Source organism: Bacillus mycoides (assembly GCF_018742245.1).
GTDB lineage: Bacteria > Bacillota > Bacilli > Bacillales > Bacillaceae_G > Bacillus_A > Bacillus_A cereus_U.
This window is the reverse complement of the sequence record NZ_CP036132.1, coordinates 4,109,524-4,133,795: the sequence shown is the minus strand read 5'-3', so window position 1 is coordinate 4,133,795 and position 24,272 is coordinate 4,109,524. Positions and strand designations below refer to the sequence as shown.

Below are 24,272 nucleotides of genomic sequence, written 5' to 3'. Positions count from 1 at the left end.
GAGGGGTTTTATGAATACGTTAAAAGTTAAGGAAGCATTAAATCGATTTTTTCTAGAAGATATAGGAGAAGGAGATGTAACATCTCAGCTTATCTTTCCCGATAATGCACTTGCGAAAGGAACGTTTCTTGTAAAGGATACAGGGGTTTTTGTAGGACGCTTAGTAATTGAAGAAGGATTTAAATTAATTGATCAGAGAATTGAAGTTGAGCTTCATAAAAAAGATGGGGATCTTGTAGAAAAAGGAGAAATAATTGCAACTGTGCAAGGTCCAATCGCATCATTATTAACGGCAGAGCGCGTTATATTAAACGTTATCCAGCGCATGAGCGGGATAGCGACGATGACACGTAAGGCGGTTTTGGCTTTAGATAGCAGTCATACACGCATTTGTGATACGAGAAAAACGATGCCAGGACTACGTATGTTTGATAAATATGCGGTAGTGTGCGGGGGTGGATTTAACCACAGATTCGGTTTATATGATGGTGTCATGATTAAAGATAATCATATTGCTTTTGCTGGCTCGATTACAAAAGCTGTTACATCGGTGAAAGAAAGATTGGGACATATGGTGAAAGTAGAAGTCGAAACAGAGACAGAGGCGCAAGTGAGAGAAGCGATAGAGGCCGGCGCAGATGTTATTATGTTCGATAATCGTACGCCAGAAGAGATTCGTGAGTTTTCAAAAATTGTACCAAGTGCCATCGTTACGGAGGCTTCAGGTGGTATTACAATTGAAGATTTATCAAAATACGGAAAAACAGGGGTAGATTATATTTCACTTGGAGCGTTAACACATTCAGTGAAAGCACTTGATATTAGTTTTAATATTGAGGCCTAGTGAGAGTGGTTTAGAGGGGGAGAATCATAAATGGGTATTTTAGAGAAAGTTCAGCCAATTGAAGTAATGTTACCAGAGCGTTATCAAACGATGTCTACATTAGAGATGGAAGAGCGTGTCCGTGAAATTAAAGAGAAAATGGGGGCATTACTATTTATTCCAGGACATCATTATCAAAAAGATGAAGTGGTGCAATTTTCAGATGCAGCAGGGGACTCACTTCAACTCGCGCAAGTTGCAGCGAGTAATAAAGAGGCAAAATATATTGTGTTTTGTGGTGTGCACTTTATGGCAGAAACGGCAGATATGTTAACGACAGATGATCAAATTGTCATCTTACCAGATATGCGTGCCGGCTGTTCTATGGCAGATATGGCAGATATTGAACAAACAGAAAGAGCGTGGAAAGAGCTCACGAAATTATTTGGGGATACGATGATTCCGTTAACGTATGTAAATTCAACAGCTGCGATCAAAGCGTTTTGCGGTCGTAATGGAGGGGCAACAGTAACCTCTTCTAATGCAAAACAAATGGTGTCTTGGGCGTTTACACAAAAAGAGCGTCTCGTCTTTTTACCAGATCAACATTTAGGAAGAAATACAGCGTATGATTTAGGTATTCCGTTAGAAAAAATGGCAGTGTGGAACCCGCATACAGATTCATTAGAGTATGATGGAGATATAGAAGAAATTCAAGTGATTTTATGGAAAGGCCATTGTTCTGTTCATCAAAATTTCACTGTGAAAAATATTGAAAATGTGCGAAAAAATCATCCGGATATGAATATTATTGTTCACCCTGAATGTTGTTATGAAGTTGTTGCCGCTTCTGATTATGCAGGATCAACGAAATATATCATTGATATGATAGAGGCTGCTCCAGCGGGAAGTAAGTGGGCGATTGGTACAGAGATGAATTTAGTGAACCGAATTATTCAGCAACACCCTGATAAAGAAATTATTTCGCTAAATCCGTTTATGTGTCCTTGTTTAACAATGAACCGAATTGACTTACCTCACCTATTATGGGCACTTGAGAACATAGAAAGAGGAGAACAGATTAACGTTATTCGTGTGGAGAAACAAGTAACAGAAGAGGCAGTTCTTGCATTAAATCGTATGTTAGAGCGTGTTTAAAGCAGCGGAATTTCCGTTGCTTTTTTTCGTACATATAATCATAACAAGAACGAAAGAGGCATACATTGTGTTGAGGAAATCATTGCGATTTTTCTATGCTTATTCCACTTCGAATCATATTGAAAATAGAAGAAGTGATAAAAGTAAAAGAAGTTAATGTTGTTTAGAAAGTGTTACTTCAAAGTGTTTTTTACTTATAGATAAGTTATACAGGAGGGGGAAAATTTGAAAATTCATATCGTGCAAAAAGGGGAGACCCTTTGGAAAATTGCAAAAAAGTACGGAGTGGATTTTGAGACGCTAAAAAAAACAAATACACAGCTTAGCAATCCAGACCTAATTATGCCAGGGATGAAAATTAAAGTGCCATCGAATAGCGTTCATGTGAAGCAACAGACTGGATCGGGTTCAGCGCCCCCGAAACAATATGTAAAAGAGGTACAGCAAAAAGAGTTTGCATCAACACCAACCCCGCTCGGAATAGAAGATGAAGATGAGATTACGTATCAATCAGCACCTATTACACAGCAGCCAGCTATGCAACAAACGCAAAAAGAAATGCAGGTAAAACCGCAAAAAGAAATACAGGTGCCGCCGCAAAAAGAAATGCAAGTGAAACCACAAAAAGAAGTACAGGTGCAGCCGCAAAAAGAAGTGCAAAAAGAAATTCCGATTCAAAAAGAGAAGCCAGTTGAAAAGCCGCCTGTCATTCAAAAACCACCTGTTGTAGAGAAAGTAGAAAAACTAAAACCTACTACGAAAGAAAACACTAAATTTTCTATCAATGTATTACCGCAGCCGCCGCAACCGCCAATTAAATCGAAAAAAGAATATAAAATTTCAGACGTAATAAAAAAGGGAAGCGAGTTAATTGCTCCTCAAATTAATAAAATGAAGCCTAACAACGTTATTTCTCCGCAAACGAAAAAAGAGAATATAGGAAACATAGTGTCACCGCAAGTGAAAAAAGAAAATATAGGAAACATAGTGTCACCGCAAGTGAAAAAAGAAAATATAGGAAACATAGTGTCACCGCAAGTGAAAAAAGAAAATATAGGAAACATAGTGTCACCGCAAGTGAAAAAAGAAAATATAGGAAACATAGTGTCACCGCAAGTGAAAAAAGAAAATATAGGAAACATAGTGTCACCGCAAGTGAAAAAAGAAAATATAGGAAACATAGTGTCACCGCAAGTGAAAAAAGAAAATATAGGAAGCATAGTCTCACCAAACGTATCAAAAGAAAGTGTTATTATCCCGCAAGTAATACCACCTAATATTCAAGTGCCGAACATAATGCCAATAATGGATAACAATCAACCACCAAATATAATGCCAATAATGGATAACAATCAACCACCAAATATAATGCCAATAATGGATAACAATCAACCACCAAATATAATGCCAATAATGGATAACAATCAAATGCCAAACATGATGCCGATAATGGATAACAATCAAATGCCGAACATGATGCCGATAATGTGAAAAAAGAAAATATAGGAAACATAGTGTCACCGCAAGTGAAAAAAGAAAATATAGGAAGCATAGTCTCACCAAACGTATCAAAAGAAAGTGTTATTATCCCGCAAGTAATACCACCTAATATTCAAGTGCCGAACATAATGCCAATAATGGATAACAATCAACCACCAAATATAATGCCAATAATGGATAACAATCAACCACCAAATATAATGCCAATAATGGATAACAATCAACCACCAAATATAATGCCAATAATGGATAACAATCAAATGCCAAACATGATGCCGATAATGGATAACAATCAAATGCCAAACATGATGCCGATAATGGATAACAATCAAATGCCAAACATGATGCCAATAATGGATAACAACCAACCACCAAATATGATGCCATATCAAATGCCATATCAACAGCCAATGATGCCGCAATATCCGCATTATCAGCAACAAAATCCATACAATCAAATGCCGTATCAACAAATGGCACCGCAATATACTTCTATGCCAAATCCAAATATGATGCCAATGGATAATAATATGCCACCACTCGTACAAGGGGAAGAAGATTGTGGATGCGGAGGAGAGAGTAGGTTATATAGTCCGCAACCGGGTGGACCACAATACGCCAATCCTTTATATTATCAACCGACTCAGCCAGCATATGCACCGCAGCCAGGAACGATGTATTATCAGCCGGACCCACCAAATGTATTTGGTGAACCAGTTTCAGAAGAAGAGGATGAAGAGGAAGTTTAAAAAAGGTGGGGTTATTCCCACCTTTTTTGTATTCATGATAGTCAGGAATATGGTGAATTTACATTAAGTGCTAGAAAATTCCTAGTGAAATATTAACAGTGTAAAAACCCTCTCTATTACTCATCATAAGGGGGAGCTTTTCGAAAGAGAAGTTCATTCTAACAAGGGGGGTTTTTGTATTGAATACGAAAGTAAAAGTTATTGCTGCTTCTTTGTTAGTTACCAGTGCATTAGCTGCATGTGGTACACCGAAAGATAATAATGCGATGGATGGACGTAACTATAATTACGAGCGTACATCTTATAATGACACACACCGATATAATGATAATGTAACGCGTAACGATCGTTCTACAGATTATGTAACATATAGAAACGGTCGTAATGACGCAGGATCCAACTATTACCGTGATGTAAATTACAATGGGCAAATTGCTAATCCGTACCCAACTCGTAATATTACAATGAACAATTCATACATTAACAATGATGGTAAAACTGCGGAGAAAATTACGAATCGTGTAAAACGTATGAATAACGTAGATCGAGTTTCTACAGTTGTATATGGAAACGATGTAGCGATTGCGGTAAAACCGCGTAATTCGGCGACAGATGAAACAGCAATGGCAAACGAAATTCGTCAAGCTGTTGCGAATGAAGTTGGAAATAGAAATGTTTATGTTTCTGTAAGAAATGACATGTTTACTCGTGTGGATGCAATGAGTACACGTCTACGTAACGGCACAGTTACAAATGATTTTAATCGTGACATAACAAATATGTTCCGAGACATTCGTTATGGCTTAACTGGTACAGTACGATAACAAAACAAAGAGGAAGGGATAGCCCTTCCTCTTTATTCATCTTCGTCTTGTAAACGACGTTTTTTAATAAAATAACTAACGGAGTAAGAAACTAAAAAGCATATGAAGAAAATACTACCTGTTAGAATGGCTTCAAACAGAGGTCTTTCTGGACTGAAAATGATATAAATAATAGCTATGATAATTCCAACAATAAGAGAGCGTAAGACAAGTTTGTAATAAGGAGTTAACTTTATTTCCTTTTCACTTTCTTCTACATCTATTGAAACACTTAACTGTAAATAACTAAATAACATACTTGTAAGAATAAATAATAACCATAATGGAGATTTCGTAATTTGATTAGCTCCTTCAGTGAATCCAATATAGCCTAAAATTCCAATTATACCAATGTATTGAAAAAGAAAGGCAATACGTATGTTTTTTAACGTTTGAAGAATGAGACGTTCATCCTTTATTTTTTTCACAATATCCATCTCCTGTTTATTATGATTTCGCTGTCATACTAATTGTAACATATATATTACAATTATCAATTTATAATTTACATAAAATTATTTGGATGGAAGAGGAAATGAAATATTTTTATAAACATGTTGCAGTTATACATTATTAATGTTATATTAGCAAAGCGATGAGCTAATTTACGTAAGTCGAGAGATATGCTTAAGTGCTAAACACGCGAATGTGGTCGCCTGGTTTCTCGCCGTAAACGCATCAAGACGCCTGCTTTGCAGGCGTCTTTCATTTTATATAAAAGTAAATGATAAATGCAGATAGGATAAATTCTTATCTGCATTTTTTATTTTCCTTAGAAATTTAATGCGATTTTTTATATGGATAAAACCCCCATTTCCGGAAAAGCTACAAATGAAAGTATGATTTTGCCTAGAAGAGGTGAATGGAAATGAAATGGATACTAATTGCAGTGCAAGCTTTCGTTATGATGTTTTGCTTAGCTTATGGATCCGATGTGAGGGCAGAAATAACAGAAAAAGAACCTGCAGTTACAATTTTATTAGAGCGTATGTATGTTGATGGAGAAGTAAGCGAGGAAATACTGACAGAGAAAGTAGCGGATTTAGAAAAATTTTTGCAGCAATATAAAGAATGGCAACTTGTTGATCGTGATGATGTGCAAATCGTATTACAAAAGAAAGTGGATGATATTTCTCCTTTACTGAAAACGAGCGGTTATTTTGGTGTTTCAGAGGAAGGGATATTGCAAATTTTCAAAGGGGTACCGAAAAGTGATAACGCGATCCATTCCTTCTTTCAAATTGATATGAAAAGGCTTGAAAGTTATGAGCGTGCGGAATTGAAACGTGGTATTCGCATAAAATCAAAAGAAGGTTTTGTAAAGACAATCGAAAAAATGAAGCAGTACGCAGTGCAAAATAAGAAAGAAAGCAGCTCAGGGTGAGCTGCTTTTTCTTATTTATTCTTAGCTAAAATCTCTTTTGCGATTTCATCAATTAGCATATCTTTTCCGATTGGATTGAAGGCTTTCGTATTGAAGGCTTCATTTGATACTTCATATACGTGATTATTTTTTACTGCTTTATTATCTTTCCAAACGGCACTGTTTTTATAGTCTTCGTACACTTTATCAGCTTCTCCGCCGAAGTTTACAATAAACATTTGATCAGGCTGGAATGCAACAAGACCTTCTAGTGATACTTGTGCCATCGTTTGTTTTAAATCTGTACCTTTTGTTGCTGGAAGCTTTAAATCGTTAAAGAGTATGTCACCATATCCGAAGCTACCGTATACACGGAAGTTTTGTGGTGTTACTGCAACGAACATAAAGTTCTCATCTTTTGTTTTTTCTTTAATTTTTTTAGATAAAGACTCTGCTTTTTTATCGTAGTCTGCAATCCATTTGTCAGCTTTCTTCTCTTCGTCAAATAGTTTACCTACTTCTTTAAACTTACCGCGCCAGTCTTCTAGATTTGTTTCTAGAACAACTGTCGGTGCAACCTTTTCTAATTGATCGTAAATTTTCAATTGACGATTGTTTAAAATAATTAAGTCTGGTTTTAAAGCAGTAACAGCTTCTAAATCAACTTTAGGTGCCCAGTACCAGCCAACTGCTTTTACTCCGTCTAGCTTGTCTGTTAAGTGATTTTGGATTTTATCTTTATATGTGTTTGCTGTACCAACAGGCTTATGTCCAAGGATTAATAATTCCTCTGTTGATCCAGATAAGTCAACAATTCTCTTTGGATTAACTGGAATTGTCGCTTCCCCTTTAGCATGTTTTACAACTTTCGTTTTCGGTTGTTCTTTTGCTTTGGATTCTTCTTTTTGAGAAGAACAGCCAACAATAGAAAGAACAACTAGCATAATAGTAAATAAAATAAATAGCCTTTGTTTCATCCTGATGTAACCCCTTTAATTAATATTGATAATCATTATTGACTCCTGTATATTAAGGTGCTTTATACTTTCTGTCAATGGAAAATAACAGAAGTTTCAAATAGAGAACATTTGTTGGGGCAGTCTCGCTTTTCTATTGTTAAATATGTTAAAATGGAATACATGATTTGAGAGGGAGAGATCGTATTTTGTTTGAATATGTTACAGGTTACGTGGAGTATGTAGGACCGGAATATGTCGTAATTGATCATAATGGAATTGGTTATCAAATTTTCACACCAAATCCGTATGTATTTCAAAGAAGTAAGCAAGAAATTCGTGTCTATACATATCATTATGTGAGAGAAGATATTATGGCACTTTACGGATTTAAAACACGTGAAGAGCGTTTATTATTTACAAAATTGTTAGGTGTATCGGGGATTGGACCAAAAGGTGCTCTTGCAATTCTAGCTTCTGGTCAAACAGGACAGGTTGTTCAAGCGATTGAACATGAAGATGAGAAGTTTTTAGTGAAATTCCCAGGTGTCGGAAAGAAAACAGCACGCCAAATGATTTTAGACTTAAAAGGAAAACTAGCAGATGTCGTGCCAGATGCGTTTGTTGACCTGTTCTCGGATGCCGAAAGTTTTGATCAGAAGAAAGGTTCATCAACTGAGCTTGATGAGGCGCTTGAAGCACTACGAGCACTTGGTTACGCGGAGAGAGAAGTTTCTCGCGTTGTACCAGAACTATTAAAAGAATCACTTACAACGGATCAGTATATCAAAAAGGCACTTAGTCTTTTACTAAATGGTAAGAGGTGAGTATAATGGACGAACGTCTCCTTTCAGGGGAATCTGGATATGAAGATGCGGATTTAGAGTATTCATTACGGCCACAGACGCTCCGTCAGTATATTGGCCAAGATAAAGCGAAACATAATTTAGAAGTGTTTATTGAAGCGGCAAAAATGCGCGAAGAAACGTTAGATCACGTACTTTTATATGGACCACCTGGACTTGGTAAAACGACGCTTGCGAATATTATTGCCAATGAAATGGGTGTTAACATTCGAACAACGTCAGGTCCCGCAATTGAAAGACCAGGAGATTTAGCGGCTGTATTAACAGCACTTCAGCCTGGGGATGTATTATTTATTGATGAAATTCATCGTTTGCATAGATCTATTGAAGAAGTGTTATACCCAGCGATGGAAGACTTTTGCCTTGATATCGTTATTGGGAAAGGACCGTCAGCTCGTTCTGTACGTCTAGACTTACCTCCATTTACGCTAGTTGGGGCAACGACGCGTGCAGGTGCATTATCAGCACCACTTCGTGACCGTTTTGGTGTACTTTCACGATTAGAGTACTATACAGTAGATCAGCTTTCTGCGATTGTAGAACGTACAGCAGAAGTGTTTGAAGTTGAAATAGATTCGTTAGCTGCATTAGAAATTGCAAGGCGTGCTCGTGGTACACCTCGTATTGCGAATCGTCTATTACGACGTGTACGTGACTTCGCACAAGTTCGCAGTGACGGAACCATTGCGATGGAAATTACACAAATGGCGTTAGAACTATTACAAGTAGATAAATTAGGACTTGATCATATCGATCATAAATTACTACTTGGTATTATTGAAAAGTTCCGCGGTGGTCCAGTTGGATTAGAAACTGTTTCAGCAACGATAGGGGAAGAATCGCATACGATTGAAGATGTGTATGAGCCGTATTTATTACAAATTGGCTTTTTACAAAGAACGCCAAGAGGCCGGATCGTAACGCCGCTCGCATATGAGCATTTCGGAATGGAGATGCCAAAAGTATGACGGAGATGCCAAAGTTGCTTATTACAGCTGGTATTTTGCTCATTGTTGCTGGATTAGCTTGGAAGTTCATAGGAAGGCTTCCAGGCGATATTTTTGTGAAAAAAGGTAACGTTACCTTTTATTTTCCTATCATTACATGTATTGTGTTAAGTATTGTATTATCTTTTATTATGTATATAATAAATCGATTCAAATAAGAAATAGGTGGATACAGTTATGGATATTAATTTGTTTGATTTTCATTTACCAGAAGAGCTCATTGCACAAATTCCGCTTGAAGAGCGTGAAACATCAAGATTGATGATGTTAGACCGTGAAACAGGAGATATTGAGCACAAACATTTTACGGACATTCTTTCTTACTTACATGAGGGGGATTGCTTAGTTTTAAATGAAACGAAAGTTATGCCTGCTCGCTTGCACGGTGTGAAAGAAGATACAGGTGCACACATTGAAGTACTTCTTTTGAAACAAGAAGAAGGCGATAAGTGGGAAACGCTTATAAAGCCAGCGAAGCGTGTAAAAGAAGGAACTGTTATCTCTTTTGGTGAAGGAAAGTTAAAAGCAACTTGCATTGGAACAGCAGATCAAGGTGGGCGTCAACTTGAGTTTTCATATGACGGCATCTTTTATGAAATTTTAGACGAGCTTGGAGAAATGCCACTTCCTCCATATATTAAAGAGACGCTAGAAGATCGCGATCGTTATCAAACGGTATATGCGAAGGAAATCGGTTCAGCAGCAGCACCGACGGCTGGACTTCACTTTACAGAAGATTTACTCGAGAAATTGAAGCAAAAAGGCGTCGGGTTAGCATTCATTACGCTCCATGTAGGACTTGGAACATTTAGACCAGTTTCTGCAGATACGATTGAAGAGCATCATATGCATGCAGAGTATTACCATATGTCTGAAGAGACTGCTGCCCTATTAAACCGTGTGAAAGAGAATGGCGGACGTATTATTACTGTAGGTACGACATCAACTCGTACGTTAGAAACGATTGCGACAGATCATAGTGGTAAGCTTTGCGCAGCTTCTGGCTGGACAGATATTTTTATGTACCCAGGATATGAATTCAAAGCAATTGATGGTTTAATTACAAACTTTCATTTGCCGAAATCAACATTAATTATGCTTGTAAGTGCATTTTCAAATAGAGATAATGTACTTCATGCTTATAATGAAGCAGTAAAAGAAAAATATCGTTTCTTTAGCTTTGGTGATGCGATGTTCGTTGCATCTCACGCTAAAATGAGAAACAAATAAAAGGAGTAAATTATGACAGCAATTCGTTATGAATTTATTAAAACTTGTAAACAGACAGGTGCGCGTTTAGGTCGAGTACATACGCCACACGGTTCATTTGATACACCAACATTTATGCCAGTTGGTACACTTGCAACAGTTAAAACGATGTCACCAGAAGAATTAAAAGCAATGGATTCTGGCATTATTTTAAGCAATACGTATCATTTATGGCTACGTCCAGGCCACGAAATTATTCGTGAAGCAGGTGGCTTGCATAAGTTTATGAACTGGGATCGTGCAATCTTAACGGATTCAGGTGGATTCCAAGTATTTAGCTTAAGTGATTTCCGACGCATTGAAGAGGAAGGTGTTCATTTCCGCAATCACTTAAATGGCGATAAATTATTCTTATCTCCAGAAAAAGCAATGGAAATCCAAAATGCATTAGGTTCAGATATCATGATGGCATTTGATGAGTGTCCACCGTTCCCTGCTACTTTTGAATACATGAAGAAGTCTGTAGAGCGTACAAGCCGCTGGGCAGAGCGTTGTCTAAAGGCGCATGAGCGTCCACAAGATCAAGGTTTATTCGGTATAGTGCAGGGCGGAGAGTTTGAAGAACTTCGTCGCCAAAGTGCGAAAGATCTTGTTTCAATGGACTTCCCTGGCTATGCTATAGGCGGTCTATCTGTTGGTGAACCGAAGGATATTATGAATCGTGTTCTTGAGTTTACAACACCACTTCTTCCTGATGATAAACCACGTTACTTAATGGGTGTAGGTTCTCCCGACTCGTTAATTGATGGTGCGATTCGCGGTGTTGATATGTTTGACTGTGTACTTCCAACTCGTATCGCTCGAAATGGTACATGTATGACAAGTGAAGGCCGTCTAGTTGTGAAAAACGCGAAATTCGCTAGAGACTTCGGGCCGCTTGATCCGAACTGTGATTGCTACACATGTAAAAACTATTCACGTGCGTACATTCGTCACTTAATGAAATGCGATGAAACATTCGGAATTCGTTTAACGTCTTATCACAACCTTCATTTTCTGTTAAACTTAATGGAGCAGGTGAGACAAGCTATTCGTGAAGACCGTCTTGGCGATTTCCGCGAAGAGTTCTTTGAACAGTATGGCTTTAATAAACCGAATGCTAAAAACTTCTAATACATAATTTAAAAGGAGGAACATAAGATGAATGCAGGTATGATGAATATCGTTATGATTGTTGCGATGTTTGCGATTTTCTATTTCTTATTAATTCGCCCGCAACAAAAGCGTCAAAAAGCAGTTGCTCAAATGCAAAATGAAATCAAAAAAGGTGATGCTATCGTAACAATCGGTGGTTTACACGGTACAATCGAATCAGTAGACGAAACGAAAATCGTTGTTAAATCTGGTGGTTCACACTTAACTTTCGATCGCAATGCGATTCGTGAAGTTGTGAAAAACTAATGATGAAGGCCCTGCATGAAATGTGCAGGGCCTTTTTTTAATTATTTTGTTTTGACATATTTACACCGAAAATGCCTCCGAGTGTACTCGCACCCATTAATGCTAATTGGTAGAGTAACTGTGAGTTCGATAAAGTTTGAGAGAAGCCTAAATAGTTAACGAGAAAGACGAGAAGAGTGAATGTGAGCCCTGTAGTGAAACCTACTAACCAACCTTTTCCTTGTGCCTTTTTACCAGCAATAAATCCAGACATAAGCATAGATAGAAGGGCTAGTATAAAAATAGTAATTACTAATGTCCCTTCATTAATATTCGTAAATTTTAATAAAAGAGCCATGATCATACTTGTAATAGATGCGAGGATTAATAGGGTAATAATACCGAAGCCGATTGCACCCGATAATTTTTTCGTTCCATCCATTATGCATTCCCCCTTTTTAATACAAGCATATTTTCATTTTGTTTAAGTTAGACTAGTTTCTTTTTTGTAGGGGAACCTATAGGTAAAAAAAGGGGATGTAGAAATGGAATGGGTATCAATAATCGGACGAACAATGCTTTTGTATATAATCATTTTAATTATTTTTCGTCTTATGGGTAAACGTGAAATTGGAGAATTAAGTGTATTAGATTTGGTTGTATTCATTATGCTCGGTGAAATGGCTGTAGTGGCAATTGAAAATACAGATAAATCACTTTGGCATCAATTAGTTCCAATGACTTTTCTAATGTGTATACAAATCATTTTGTCGGTCATTTCTTTAAAGTTCCAGCGTTTTCGGCATTTAATAGAAGGGGAGCCTGCGATTCTTGTGAATGCAGGTAAAATTGATGAAAAAAAGATGCGGAAGCAGCGATATAACATAGATGATTTATTGATGCAATTACGTGAGCAAGGAATCGGTGATGTGCGTGATGTAGAATACGCTATTTTAGAACCATCTGGAAAGTTATCTGTCTTTCAAAAACAAAAAAGTAAAAAGAGCAAAAATGATACACCAATTTTTACACTCCCACTAATTATTGATGGAGAAATTCAATACAATCATTTGCAAATGATTGAGCATACAAATGAGTGGCTCGTTGAGAAATTGAATAACTTAGGTTATAAAGATGTGAAACAGATTGTATATTGTAGTTTTCAAAATGGACAATTTTTTGTTGATTTGAAAGGAAATTAGAGGCTTACCATTTTGAATGGCAAGCCCGCTTACTTCAAAAATGAAAGTTTCCGAATGATAGGGAGACGACTTAATTCTTCTTTTCGAATGAGTTTGAAAACGAAGAGGAGAACGATATAAACGATTGTTGTTAAGGTGATTTCCCATAATGTTTGTACGCCAAGTGAATGAGAAAAAACGATATGCTTATGAAGATAAAAACCGAAGGTACCAGCAATCCCGATAGCAATTCCGCCGAAAATATAGTCTTTTGCGTAAATGGTAAATGCAATTTTCTTTAAAACAGTGGCGTAGTGAAGGAACGTTACGGTTACTATATTTGCTGCGATGGCGAGGGCAACCCCCATCATTTGGAACTCTGGGCGTGAAGCGAGTGAAAAAATAACGATTAATTTTACGATAGCGCCAATAAAGGTGTTCATCATAGCAGCGCGTGCTAAGTTTAAAGCTTGCAACACAGATGTAAGGGGGCTTTGAAAATAATGAAATAAAAAGCAAGGTGCAAGAAGCTGGATGAACGCGGCCGCGTTGTCTGATCCGTACATGAGAGTTAAAACTGGAGAAGCAAATACATATAATATAACAACTGACCATCCGCCGGTTATTAAGGAAATTCGAAGTGCTTGTTGTAATCGGTGTTCCACTAATTTGTGTTGTCTCTTTGCCATTGCCTCGCTAATTGATGGGACGAGTGCTGTAGAAAGAGCATATGTAATAAAGGCTGGCAGTGATAGAAGCGGGAACGCATATCCGTTTAATATACCGTATTGCTGAGTTGCGACAGAAGCAGCAACGCCGGCGATCGCTAAGCTTTGCATAACGACGATAGGTTCAAAGAAATAAGAAACGGAACCAATTAAACGGCTTCCTGTAGTTGGTAATGCAATGTCCATAAGGGAATAAAATGTATTTTTGCTCTCCTTTACAGTAGTGAAAAATCCAGAACGTATAGATAAATGTTTTTCGCGTTGGAATAAAGTAAGTAAAAATAATAAAGATGCAACTTCGCCAAGAACAGCTGATAGCATGGCACCGGCTGCAGCATATTCTACGCCGTAAGGTAAAAATAACCGAATGCATACAGCGATAATTGTAATGCGGACAACTTGTTCTATGACTTGAGCATAAGCGCTCGGCTTCATATTTTGTTTCCCTTGGAAATAACCACGTAAAACGGAGGAAACTGCAATAACAGGGACGACAGGTAAAATAGCCATTAATGGATAGTAAGTTCTTTCATCTGTTAATAATGTTTTTGCTAAAATAGGTGTGAGTAGCATAATCCCAATTGTTAAAATGATACTAATAATGGATGTAACGGCTAGCGAGACAGTTAATATTTTTTTAACTCTTTGTTTATCGTTCACTGCTTCCGCTTCTGCTACAAATTTTGCGATTGCAACAGGAAGACCAATTTGTGTTAATGTAATTGCTAAAATGAAGGTGGGGACAGCCATCATATAAAGGCCAACGCCTTCTTCGCCTAAAATACGTGCCATTACAATGCGGTTAATAAATCCAAGAATTTTTGTAATAAAGCCAGCTATCATTAAAATAAATGCACCTTTTAAAAAGCTTTGTCTCGTCATACTCTTCTCCTACCTTCTCAAAATCAATGGAATGATTTACAATAATTTATATGCACGTATGAGACAAGAATGACAAGCATTTAAGAGAGTAAAGTATGAATGGTACTCTTGAAAGAAGTTATTACTGTCCATTAGAGCGGGATTAAAAGCGACTTTTCGTGCTGAAATAAGAAGGAGATGTTATATATGTTGGATAAAGAGGCTTTGGTAGAATCATACCGCGGACAGTTACAAGTCGTTTTAGAAAGTAAAGTAGAAGAGTTTCAAATGTTCGGTTACGACCGAGTGACAGATAATGATATTTGGAAGTTTCTCAAGGCGAAAAAGTGGAAAAAGATAGACAGTGATGTTAGGTTATATGAATTAGTAAATGATGTATTAAGAGTAAGTACTAATGAATATATGAATTATTTAACTGTTGAAGCATATCAAGCGCCACTTTGGTCGTTTGATGAATATGAAAATAAATAACCGACTGTAATTGGTTTGTTCTTCCTTTTGCAGTATAATGATAGGTATTGATAAAGAGGAATTAATTATGTCTAAGATTATATATAAAGGAGGTAGTGAAGAGGAAAAATAAATAATGAAAGTGTAGGTATTGTGAAAAGCTTACCGACACAGCTAGTGATGAACTAGCGGAAATACATGTATTTTATAGAAAGTAAGTCTACTAACTAGGCGTATGCACACGTGCAAAAATGAATCGTAAGAGATTTATTGAAAGTGTTAGTAGCAGAAAGAGGGTACATATGGCAAAGCGTGGTACAAGAATTGCCGCCTTTTTCCTCATCGTTTTATTAATTGGTGGAGTAATTGGTGCGGCAGGAAAAGACATAGCAAAAGGAATTAGTCTAGGACTAGACCTTCGCGGTGGTTTTGAAATTCTGTATGAAGTAAAACCAGCCAAAAAAGGTGATAAAATCGATCGTGATGCACTTGTAAGTACAGTAGGTGCTCTTGAAAATCGTGTCAATGTTCTTGGTGTAAGTGAGCCGAACATTCAAATCGAAGGGGAAGATCGAATTCGTGTACAGCTTGCTGGTGTACAAGATCAGCAAAAAGCACGTGAAATGTTATCAACACAAGCGAAACTAACATTCCGTGATGTGGATGATAACCTGCTTATGGACGGAACGGATTTAAAAGGCGGCGGAGCGAAGCAAACATTTGATGAGCAAGGTCGTGCGAGCGTAGGTCTTACACTAAAAAGCGCTGAAAAATTCCGTGAAGTAACTGAAAAGATTTCAAAAATGCCACCACCAACGAATTTAATGGTAATTTGGCTTGATTTTGAAGAAGGAAAAGATTCATATAAAGCAGAATCTGCAAAACCGAATCCGAAGTTTTTATCAGCAGCAACAGTAAGCCAAGTATTTAACCAAGCTGAAGTATCTATCGTAGGTGGAAACTTTACAGTTGAAAGTGCGAAAGAACTTTCATCTTTATTAAATGCAGGTGCACTTCCTGTTGATTTAAAAGAAATGTATTCAACATCTGTTGGAGCGAAATTTGGTCAACAAGCATTAGAGCAAACGATTTTCGCTAGTGCGATCGGTATTGCTATTATCTTCTTATTCATGCTTGTATTCTACCGTTTACCAGGACTTGTAGCGGTTATTATGTTAGGGTTATACATTTTCGTTACACTGCTTGTCTTTAACTGGATGCATGCAGTTCTTACGTTACCAGGTATTGCGGCATTAGTGCTCGGGGTAGGTATCGCAGTTGATGCGAATATCATTACGTACGAGAGGTTAAAGGAAGAGCTGAAAATTGGTAAGTCGATGATGTCAGCATTTCGTGCTGGTAACCATCGTTCATTATCGACAATTTTAGATGCGAACGTTACAACAATTGCAGCAGCGGGTGTTTTATTCGTTTACGGTACAAGCTCTGTAAAAGGTTTCGCAACAAGTTTAATCGTAAGTATTTTAGTTGGTTTCGTTACGAACGTATTCGGTACTCGTTTCTTACTAGGTTTACTTGTAAAGAGCCGTTACTTTGATAAGAAACTATCTTACTTTGGTGTTAAGGAAAAGGATATTATTCCATTAACGAAAGGTGCAGTACATCCACCGACGAGATTTGATCGTATTAATTTCGTAAATATTGGTCATAAATTTTTCTTATTCTCAACTGTAGTTGTAATTGCTGGGGCAATTATATTACCGATTTTCAAAATGAACCTTGGAATTGACTTTGCAAGTGGTACACGTATCGACTTGCAATCAAAACAAGCACTTACTGTGTCTGACGTTCATAAAGATTTGAAAGAACTGAAAATTGATGTGAAAGAAGAAGATATTGTACCGACTGGTGATGACAATAAAGGATTCGCCGTTCGTACGTTAGGCGTTTTATCGAAAGATGAAATTGCGAAAACAAAAACATTCTTTAACGATAAATACGGTACAGAGCCAAACGTAAGTACAGTTTCACCGACAATCGGTAAAGAGATTGCACGAAATGCATTCATCGCGGTTCTGATAGCTTCATTGGTTATCATCTTATACGTAAGTATTCGTTTCCGCTTTACATATGCATTATCTGCGGTAATCGCATTGTTACATGATGCGTTCGTTATGATTGTTGTGTTTAGTCTTTTCCAGATAGAGGTAGACTTAACGTTTATCGCTGCGGTATTAACGATTATTGGTTACTCTATCAATGACTCAATCGTTACGTTTGATAGAAACCGTGAGTTATACAAACAGAAAAAACGAGTTCGCGATATAAAAGATTTAGAAGAAATCGTAAACGCAAGTATTCGCCAAACAATTGGTCGTTCAATTAATACAGTGTTAACAGTGTTATTCCCAGTAATTGCACTACTTATTTTCGGTAGTGAATCACTGCGTAACTTCTCACTTGCATTATTAATTGGATTAGTTGTAGGTACGTACTCTTCTATTTTCGTTGCTTCTCAAATTTGGTTAATGCTTGAAAACCGCCGTTTGAAAAAGGGCAAAAACAAGAAGAAGGTTGAGAAAGAAGTATCTGAACCGCAAGTATAAAAAATAAAACATAAAACATATAAAAAGATGATGTCTCTATATGAGGCATCTCTTTTTCGTTTGCGGACACAATAAAGTAGCGCCTTTTTTAAGGGGAGATAAATGGAAGAAAGTGGTGATGTTATCTTTATTTTTGTTACAATAAAGTGAAGCTTTAATCAGTGGGAGTCTTACTGCTCGTTAAAGTGGGATAAAAAGAGAGGTTAAGAAAAGAAGGGATTTTAATTATGGAAAAAGATGAACGTTTTAAACAGGCCGAGTTTGGTGCTATTGTCGGAATCGTTGGTAATATTATATTAGCGATTGTAAAAGCGGTAATCGGTTATATTGGAAACAGTAAGGCACTTTTAGCGGATGCGGTGCATTCTGGATCAGATGTAATTGGCTCGTTAGCTGTACTTTTTGGATTACGAGCAGCAAAGCAACCGCCTGATGAAGATCATCCGTATGGTCATGGTAAAGCGGAATCGATTTCAGCGATTATTGTTGCGGTATTATTATTTATTGTTGGACTAGAGATAGCGATTTCGTCTATAAAAGCTTTTTCACAAGATTTAGAACCACCAAAAGGAATTACGATCTTTGCAGTTATTCTTTCGATTGTAGTGAAAGAAGGGATGTTTCAGTATAAATATCGATTAGGGAAGAGGATAAATAGTGATGCAATTATTGCAAATGCATATGAACATCGTTCGGATGTGTTTTCTTCAATTGCAGCTTTAATCGGCATTTGTGCAGCTATTATCGGCGGTAAGTTAGGTATAGATTGGCTTGTATATGCCGATCCAATTGCGGGATTATTTGTCTCAATTCTCGTTGCTAAGATGGCGTGGAGTATTGGAGCAGAAGCTATTCATGCAACGCTTGATCATGTTCTGCATGAAGAAGATGTTGTTCCGCTTAGGGAGGCAGTTTTTCAAGTGGAAGGTGTGAAAAAAATCGGCTCTTTATATGCAAGAGAACATGGCCACTATGTTATTGTTGATATTAAAGTATCTGTAGATCCATATATCACTGTAGAAGAAGGTCATCGCATCGGAAAACATGTAAAAGAAAAACTTATGAAACAAGATAACGTACAAAATGTTTTTGTACATATTAATCCGTATTCTCCAAATTAAACATAACGGATATTTAATTATATAGATATCGAATCGTAGTTTGCATTATATTGTCACCCCTTAATCTGTCTTGTATAATGGATAGGTTAAGGGGTGATTTCGTGTTACAACCGAAGACGCGTTGGAAAGAAAAAGAATATAATGAGGAACTAGTGAGTGAATTAGCAAATAAATTGCAACTATCACCTCTTGTGACTTCATTATTTCTCGGTAGAGGCTTAAATACAGAAGATAAGATTGTAGACTTTTTAAATACAGCAGATCAAGAATTTCATGATCCATTTTTACTTGAAGGAATGGATCGGACTGTAGAACGTGTGAAAAAGGCCATTGAAAATGGAGAACAAATATTAATATTTGGCGATTATGATGCGGACGGAGTAAGTAGTACGACTGTGTTATATCTTGCTCTCAAAGAATTAGGTGCAGAAGTAGAATTTTATATTCCAAATCGTTTTACTGAAGGCTATGGGCCAAATGAAGAAGCGTTTCGTTGGGCGCACAGTGCAGGGTTCTCACTAATTATTACTGTCGATACTGGTATCGCAGCGGTACATGAAGCGAAGGTAGCGAAGGAACTTGGGATAGATCTTATTATTACAGATCATCATGAGCCGCCACCAGAGTTACCAGAGGCATTTGCGATTATTCATCCGAAATTAGAAGGCGGTGTTTATCCGTTTCATTATTTAGCGGGTGTTGGTGTTGCATTTAAAGTTGCACATGCACTTTTGGGCCGTGTACCAGAGCATTTATTGGAAATTGCAGTAATCGGTACGGTAGCCGATTTAGTATCGCTTCACGGTGAAAATAGATTGTTAGTACAGCGTGGACTGAAGCATATGCGAATGACTCGAAATATCGGTTTAAAGGCGTTATTTAAAGTTGCTAACGTTTCGCAAAGCGAAATTACAGAAGAAAGCATCGGATTCTCACTCGCACCTCGTATTAATGCAGTTGGTCGTTTGGAAGATGCAACACCTGCTGTACACCTTTTATTATCAGAAGATCCAGAGGAAGCGAAAGAGCTAGCTGAAGAAATTGATGAGCTGAACACACTTCGAAAAGATATTGTAAAGCAAATTACAGAAGAAGCTATCGCTGAAGTCGAAAATAAATTCCCGCCGGAAGAAAATAAAGTATTAGTCCTTGCAAAAGAAGGTTGGAATCCAGGGGTAATTGGAATTGTCGCTTCTAAGTTAGTTGAACGTTTTTATCGTCCGACGATTGTATTAAGCATTGATCCTCATAAAGAAACAGCAAAGGGATCGGCTCGTAGTATTGCAGGATTTGATTTGTTTGCAAACCTTTCAGATTGCCGTGAATTGTTACCGCATTTCGGAGGTCATCCGATGGCGGCGGGAATGACGCTTAATATGAATGATGTGGATGAATTAAGACGCAGGTTAAATGAGCAAGCAGATGCGGTTTTAACAGAAGAAGATTTTATTCCGATTACAGCAGTGGATGCATTTTGTAAAGTAGAGGATGTAACGCTTGCCGCGATTGAGGAGATGCAAAAGTTAGCGCCATTTGGCGTGGGAAATCCGAAACCGCGTATTGCGGTGAAAGATGCTGACTTAGAAAGTATCCGTGCAATTGGATCTGATGGTTCGCATTTAAAAATGGCTCTTCGTGATGGACAAGCAACACTGGATACAATTGGATTTGGATTTGGTGCTTATGCGAAAGAAATCTCTCCAGTTGCGAAGGTTTCTGTAGTAGGAGAAGCGTCCATTAATGAATGGAATAACTTTAAAAAGCCGCAATTAATGGTGCAAGATATTGCTGTAGAGGCATGGCAATTATTTGACTGGCGTAGTATGCGTAATGTAGAAGCAAATTTAGCAGAACTTCCGAAAGAAAAAATAACCATGGTGTATTTTTCTGAAGAGGTATTGAATAAGTTTTCTTTAGAAGGCTATAAAGAACAGCTCGTGCATGCATCAGAGGTAACGCATTTAGATGATCAATATATTGTGTTACTCGATTTGCCGAAAGGAACAGATGAATTGCGTGATTTATTTAAAGTAGGATTTCCATCTCGAATTTACACGCTATTCTATCAAGAGAACAATCATTTATTTAGTACAGTCCCAACGAGGGAACACTTTAAATGGTACTATTCTTTCTTAAGCCAAAAAACACCATTTTCTTTAAAGCAATATGGGGAACAACTGTGTCGTCATAAAGGTTGGTCAAAAGATACAGTAAATTTCATGACACAGGTGTTTTTTGAGTTAGAATTTGTTACAATAAAAGACGGTGTCATTTTTATGGCAGAAAAAAAACAAAAGCGTGATTTAATTGAATCGAACACATATCGTGAGAAAATGAACCACTTACAATTAGAGAAAGAATTGGTTTATAGCACATATCAGCAACTATATACATGGTTTGAAACGATTCGTAATCATAAATAAGTAGAACAGTTAGGGTAAAGGATTTGCATTTACAAACCTTTTATATCTGAGGAGGATTCAGAAATATGGATTTCAAGCAACATATCGCAATTGTACCAGACTATCCGAAAGAAGGTATTGTGTTCAAAGACATTACACCTTTAATGAACGACGGAAAAGCATACAAAGCAGCAACAGATGAAATCGTTGCTTATGCAAAAAAAAGAGACATTGATGTTGTAGTAGGGCCAGAAGCGCGTGGTTTTATTATCGGTTGCCCAGTTTCTTATGCATTAGAATTAGGGTTCGCACCAGTTCGTAAATTAGGGAAATTACCACGTGAAGTAATTACAGTTGACTACGGTAAAGAATATGGAACAGATGTTTTAACAATCCATAAAGATGCAATTAAGCCAGGTCAACGTGTATTAATTACAGATGACCTATTGGCTACAGGTGGAACAATCGAAGCGACAATTAAACTAGTTGAAGAACTTGGCGGAGTTGTAGCAGGAATTGCATTCTTAGTAGAGCTTACTTACTTAGATGGTCGTAAAATGTTAGATGGTTACGATGTATTAGTATTAGAAAAATACTAATCGCTATATAGGTAAAACTACGGTGATAAAAAGTACCCGTGAATCTCTTGGAGAGGAACGGGTACTTTTGTATAATTGCACAAAAAAATAAGGTGAAATGTCAGTAAAATCTTTTCCTTTTCACAATTCACAATCATTGGGTTATAATGATAGAATATAATTTATTCTACTTAATAAAGATAAAGTCAATTTTCAATAAAAGGTGATTCGATGGCAAATGAGCAGGTACTAACAGCTGAACAGGTACTCGAGAAAGCAAGTCAATATTTAGCGGATGAAGATATTGAGCTAGTGGCACGTGCTTATGAATATGCGCGCGATGCACATAGCGAACAATATAGAAAATCGGGTGAACCATATATTATTCACCCAATTCAAGTTGCAGGTATTTTAGTTGATTTACACATGGATCCGGCTACAGTATCGGCAGGTTTCTTGCATGATGTAGTGGAAGATACAGAAATTACATTAGAAGATATTGAACGGGAATTTAATAAAGAAATCGCTATGCTTGTCGATGGCGTTACAAAGCTCGGAAAGATTAAATATAAATCTCATGAGCAACAACAAGCAGAAAACCATCGCAAAATGTTTATCGCAATGGCTCAAGATATTCGAGTTATTTTAATTAAACTAGCTGATCGTCTTCATAATATGCGTACATTGAAACATTTGCCTCAAGAGAAGCAGCGACGCATTGCAAATGAAACATTAGAAATCTTTGCACCTTTAGCACATAGACTCGGAATTAGTACTATTAAATGGGAGCTAGAGGATACGTCACTTCGCTATTTAAACCCGCAGCAATATTATCGTATTGTGAATTTAATGAAGCGTAAACGTGCAGAGCGTGAAGAATATTTAGATGAAGTAATGACTGGCATTCGTGAGAAATTAAAAGAGGTTTCAATTCAACCTGAGATTTCTGGAAGACCAAAACATATTTACAGTATTTATCGTAAAATGGCATTGCAAAATAAACAATTCAATGAAATTTACGATTTACTAGCTGTACGTGTCGTTGTGAATAGTATTAAAGATTGCTATGCGGTGCTTGGAATTATTCATACGTGCTGGAAGCCAATGCCGGGTCGTTTTAAAGATTATATTGCAATGCCAAAAGCAAATCTATATCAATCTCTTCATACGACTGTAATTGGGCCGAAAGGTGACCCGCTTGAAGTGCAAATTCGTACGAAAGAAATGCACGAAATTGCAGAATTCGGGATTGCGGCACATTGGGCGTATAAAGAAGGTAAAGCAGCAGAAACAACGGGTACATTAGAGAAAAAACTAACATGGTTCCGTCAAATATTAGAATGGCAAAATGAAGCTTCTAATGCAGAAGAGTTTATGGAATCATTAAAAATTGATTTGTTCTCTGATATGGTATTTGTCTTTACACCGAAAGGCGATGTAATGGAATTACCTCTTGGCTCTGTCCCAATTGATTTTTCATATCGTGTCCATTCGGAAATTGGAAACAAAACAATTGGTGCAAAAGTAAACGGGAAAATGGTGACACTTGATTATAAGCTGAAAACTGGTGACATCATTGAAATTTTAACATCGAAACATTCGTATGGCCCAAGTCAAGATTGGGTAAAGCTAGCTCAAACATCTCATGCGAAAAATAAAATACGTCAATTCTTTAAGAAGCAACGTAGAGATGAAAATATTGAAAAAGGCCGTGAACTTGTTGAAAAAGAAGTGCGTGGCTTAGAGTATGAAATGAAAGAAGTATTAGCACTTGATAATTTAAAACGTGTTGCTGAGAAGTTTAACTTTGCAAATGAAGAAGATATGTTTGCAGCAGTTGGATACAACGGAATTACAGCTGCACAAATTGTTACGCGACTAACGGACAAGTTCCGTAAACAACGTGAAGAAGAAGAAATCGTTGAAGTTAAAGAAGTTCGTAAACCGATGAAAATTCGAAAATGGGATTCTGGTGTAAAGGTAAGTGGTGCAGATAATTTGTTAATTCGTTTATCAAAATGCTGTAACCCAGTTCCAGGCGATGATATCGTTGGGTATATTACGAAAGGTCGAGGCGTATCAATTCACCGTTGCGATTGCGTCAATGTGCATACAGAAGAAGCGGTAGAGCGTTTACTAGAAGTAGATTGGGAAGGTAGTCCTGAAAAAGAAATTGAATACAATGTTGATATTGAAATTTCAGGCTATGATCGTCGTGGTTTATTGAATGAAGTATTACAAGCTGTTACAGAAACGAAGACGTATATCTCAGCTGTTTCTGGTAGAAGTGATCGTAATAAGATGGCAACGATTAACATGTCGATTTCTATTCGAAACTTACAACACTTGAAAAAAGTAGTGGAGCGCATTAAACGTGTTCCAGAAATTTATGCCGTACGACGCATGATGCATTAATAGGGAGTGTAGAA

21 protein-coding genes and 2 pseudogenes are annotated in these 24,272 nt (G+C 37.2%); 19 read left to right on the top strand and 4 right to left on the bottom strand.

Features of this window, described 5'->3' with window-relative positions:
- The first annotated feature begins 10 nt into the window (after positions 1-10).
- From nadC to EXW56_RS21180, 5 genes and pseudogenes are all read left to right on the top strand, one after another.
- Entirely contained in the window at positions 11-844 is an 834-nt protein-coding gene (gene nadC, locus EXW56_RS21195; protein WP_215557502.1) for a carboxylating nicotinate-nucleotide diphosphorylase, read from the top strand.
- A gap of 30 nt (positions 845-874) precedes the next feature.
- Entirely contained in the window at positions 875-1,981 is a 1,107-nt protein-coding gene (nadA, locus tag EXW56_RS21190; protein WP_002199273.1) for a quinolinate synthase NadA, read from the top strand.
- A gap of 225 nt (positions 1,982-2,206) precedes the next feature.
- Positions 2,207-2,363 (top strand): annotated as a pseudogene (safA, locus tag EXW56_RS28130) (SafA/ExsA family spore coat assembly protein); the annotation flags it as partial.
- 1,222 nt (positions 2,364-3,585) lie between these two features.
- Positions 3,586-4,230: pseudogene (locus EXW56_RS27755) on the top strand (peptigoglycan-binding protein LysM); the annotation flags it as partial.
- 179 nt (positions 4,231-4,409) lie between these two features.
- Entirely contained in the window at positions 4,410-5,054 is a 645-nt protein-coding gene (locus tag EXW56_RS21180) for a YhcN/YlaJ family sporulation lipoprotein (RefSeq protein ID WP_002199276.1), read from the top strand.
- A 32-nt stretch (positions 5,055-5,086) separates the two neighbouring features.
- Here the strand turns inward: EXW56_RS21180 and EXW56_RS21175 are convergent, their stop codons facing one another.
- A complete protein-coding gene (locus tag EXW56_RS21175; RefSeq protein ID WP_078179603.1) occupies positions 5,087-5,530 on the bottom strand; it encodes a branched-chain amino acid ABC transporter substrate-binding protein in 444 nt (147 codons plus the stop codon).
- Positions 5,531-5,961: 431 nt separating this feature from the next.
- Between EXW56_RS21175 and EXW56_RS21170 the strand changes: the two genes are divergently transcribed.
- Positions 5,962-6,477, top strand: a complete 516-nt coding sequence (locus EXW56_RS21170) for a BofC C-terminal domain-containing protein (RefSeq protein WP_002199277.1) — start codon at positions 5,962-5,964, stop codon at positions 6,475-6,477.
- An 11-nt stretch (positions 6,478-6,488) separates the two neighbouring features.
- Here EXW56_RS21170 and EXW56_RS21165 read toward each other — a convergent pair whose 3' ends face one another.
- Positions 6,489-7,433 carry an iron-hydroxamate ABC transporter substrate-binding protein gene (locus EXW56_RS21165; RefSeq protein WP_070139970.1) on the bottom strand — a complete coding sequence of 315 codons (945 nt, stop codon included), beginning with the start codon at positions 7,431-7,433 and terminating at the stop codon, positions 6,489-6,491.
- 188 nt (positions 7,434-7,621) lie between these two features.
- Between EXW56_RS21165 and ruvA the strand changes: the two genes are divergently transcribed.
- Genes ruvA through yajC form a run of 6 tightly spaced genes read left to right on the top strand, consistent with a single transcriptional unit; the run spans position 7,622 to position 11,955 of the window.
- Positions 7,622-8,239 (top strand): Holliday junction DNA helicase RuvA, encoded by a 618-nt coding sequence (ruvA, locus tag EXW56_RS21160; protein ID WP_002112013.1) that lies wholly within the window; start codon positions 7,622-7,624, stop codon positions 8,237-8,239.
- Between the two features lie 5 nt (positions 8,240-8,244).
- On the top strand, positions 8,245-9,246 hold the full coding sequence (gene ruvB / locus EXW56_RS21155) for a Holliday junction branch migration DNA helicase RuvB (RefSeq protein ID WP_000344470.1): 1,002 nt from the start codon (positions 8,245-8,247) through the stop codon (positions 9,244-9,246).
- A complete protein-coding gene (locus EXW56_RS21150; RefSeq protein ID WP_002112011.1) occupies positions 9,243-9,443 on the top strand; it encodes a DUF2905 domain-containing protein in 201 nt (66 codons plus the stop codon). The genes ruvB and EXW56_RS21150 overlap by 4 nt, the downstream gene beginning before the upstream one ends.
- A gap of 19 nt (positions 9,444-9,462) precedes the next feature.
- On the top strand, positions 9,463-10,515 hold the full coding sequence (gene queA, locus EXW56_RS21145; RefSeq protein ID WP_002199279.1) for a tRNA preQ1(34) S-adenosylmethionine ribosyltransferase-isomerase QueA: 1,053 nt from the start codon (positions 9,463-9,465) through the stop codon (positions 10,513-10,515).
- A gap of 12 nt (positions 10,516-10,527) precedes the next feature.
- Complete coding sequence (gene tgt / locus EXW56_RS21140; protein ID WP_002015319.1) at positions 10,528-11,667, top strand: tRNA guanosine(34) transglycosylase Tgt; 1,140 nt, start codon at positions 10,528-10,530, stop codon at positions 11,665-11,667.
- Positions 11,668-11,694: 27 nt separating this feature from the next.
- Positions 11,695-11,955 (top strand): preprotein translocase subunit YajC, encoded by a 261-nt coding sequence (yajC, locus tag EXW56_RS21135; RefSeq protein WP_002112007.1) that lies wholly within the window; start codon positions 11,695-11,697, stop codon positions 11,953-11,955.
- A gap of 37 nt (positions 11,956-11,992) precedes the next feature.
- Here yajC and EXW56_RS21130 read toward each other — a convergent pair whose 3' ends face one another.
- The gene (locus EXW56_RS21130; protein WP_002112005.1) at positions 11,993-12,376 is read right to left on the bottom strand and encodes a TIGR04086 family membrane protein; all 384 of its coding nucleotides are present in this window, start codon (positions 12,374-12,376) and stop codon (positions 11,993-11,995) included.
- Positions 12,377-12,479: 103 nt separating this feature from the next.
- Between EXW56_RS21130 and EXW56_RS21125 the strand changes: the two genes are divergently transcribed.
- Positions 12,480-13,136, top strand: a complete 657-nt coding sequence (locus EXW56_RS21125) for a DUF421 domain-containing protein (RefSeq protein ID WP_002199280.1) — start codon at positions 12,480-12,482, stop codon at positions 13,134-13,136.
- Between the two features lie 29 nt (positions 13,137-13,165).
- Here EXW56_RS21125 and spoVB read toward each other — a convergent pair whose 3' ends face one another.
- Positions 13,166-14,725 (bottom strand): stage V sporulation protein B, encoded by a 1,560-nt coding sequence (spoVB, locus tag EXW56_RS21120; RefSeq protein WP_215596918.1) that lies wholly within the window; start codon positions 14,723-14,725, stop codon positions 13,166-13,168.
- A 186-nt stretch (positions 14,726-14,911) separates the two neighbouring features.
- On the opposite strand from spoVB, the gene EXW56_RS21115 reads away from it, so the two are divergent.
- The 6 genes from EXW56_RS21115 to relA all read left to right on the top strand — a co-directional run bounded on the left by EXW56_RS21115 (position 14,912) and on the right by relA (position 24,258).
- Positions 14,912-15,196, top strand: a complete 285-nt coding sequence (locus tag EXW56_RS21115; RefSeq protein WP_002112000.1) for a post-transcriptional regulator — start codon at positions 14,912-14,914, stop codon at positions 15,194-15,196.
- 281 nt (positions 15,197-15,477) lie between these two features.
- Complete coding sequence (gene secDF / locus EXW56_RS21110; protein WP_215596917.1) at positions 15,478-17,742, top strand: protein translocase subunit SecDF; 2,265 nt, start codon at positions 15,478-15,480, stop codon at positions 17,740-17,742.
- A gap of 227 nt (positions 17,743-17,969) precedes the next feature.
- Positions 17,970-18,863, top strand: coding sequence for a cation diffusion facilitator family transporter (locus EXW56_RS21105; RefSeq protein ID WP_002111998.1), 894 nt, complete (start codon positions 17,970-17,972; stop codon positions 18,861-18,863).
- A 101-nt stretch (positions 18,864-18,964) separates the two neighbouring features.
- The gene (gene recJ / locus EXW56_RS21100) at positions 18,965-21,286 is read left to right on the top strand and encodes a single-stranded-DNA-specific exonuclease RecJ (RefSeq protein ID WP_002199283.1); all 2,322 of its coding nucleotides are present in this window, start codon (positions 18,965-18,967) and stop codon (positions 21,284-21,286) included.
- A gap of 65 nt (positions 21,287-21,351) precedes the next feature.
- Complete coding sequence (locus EXW56_RS21095) at positions 21,352-21,864, top strand: adenine phosphoribosyltransferase (RefSeq protein ID WP_002111996.1); 513 nt, start codon at positions 21,352-21,354, stop codon at positions 21,862-21,864.
- Between the two features lie 210 nt (positions 21,865-22,074).
- On the top strand, positions 22,075-24,258 hold the full coding sequence (gene relA, locus EXW56_RS21090) for a GTP diphosphokinase (RefSeq protein WP_002111995.1): 2,184 nt from the start codon (positions 22,075-22,077) through the stop codon (positions 24,256-24,258).
- The last annotated feature ends 14 nt before the right edge of the window (positions 24,259-24,272 follow it).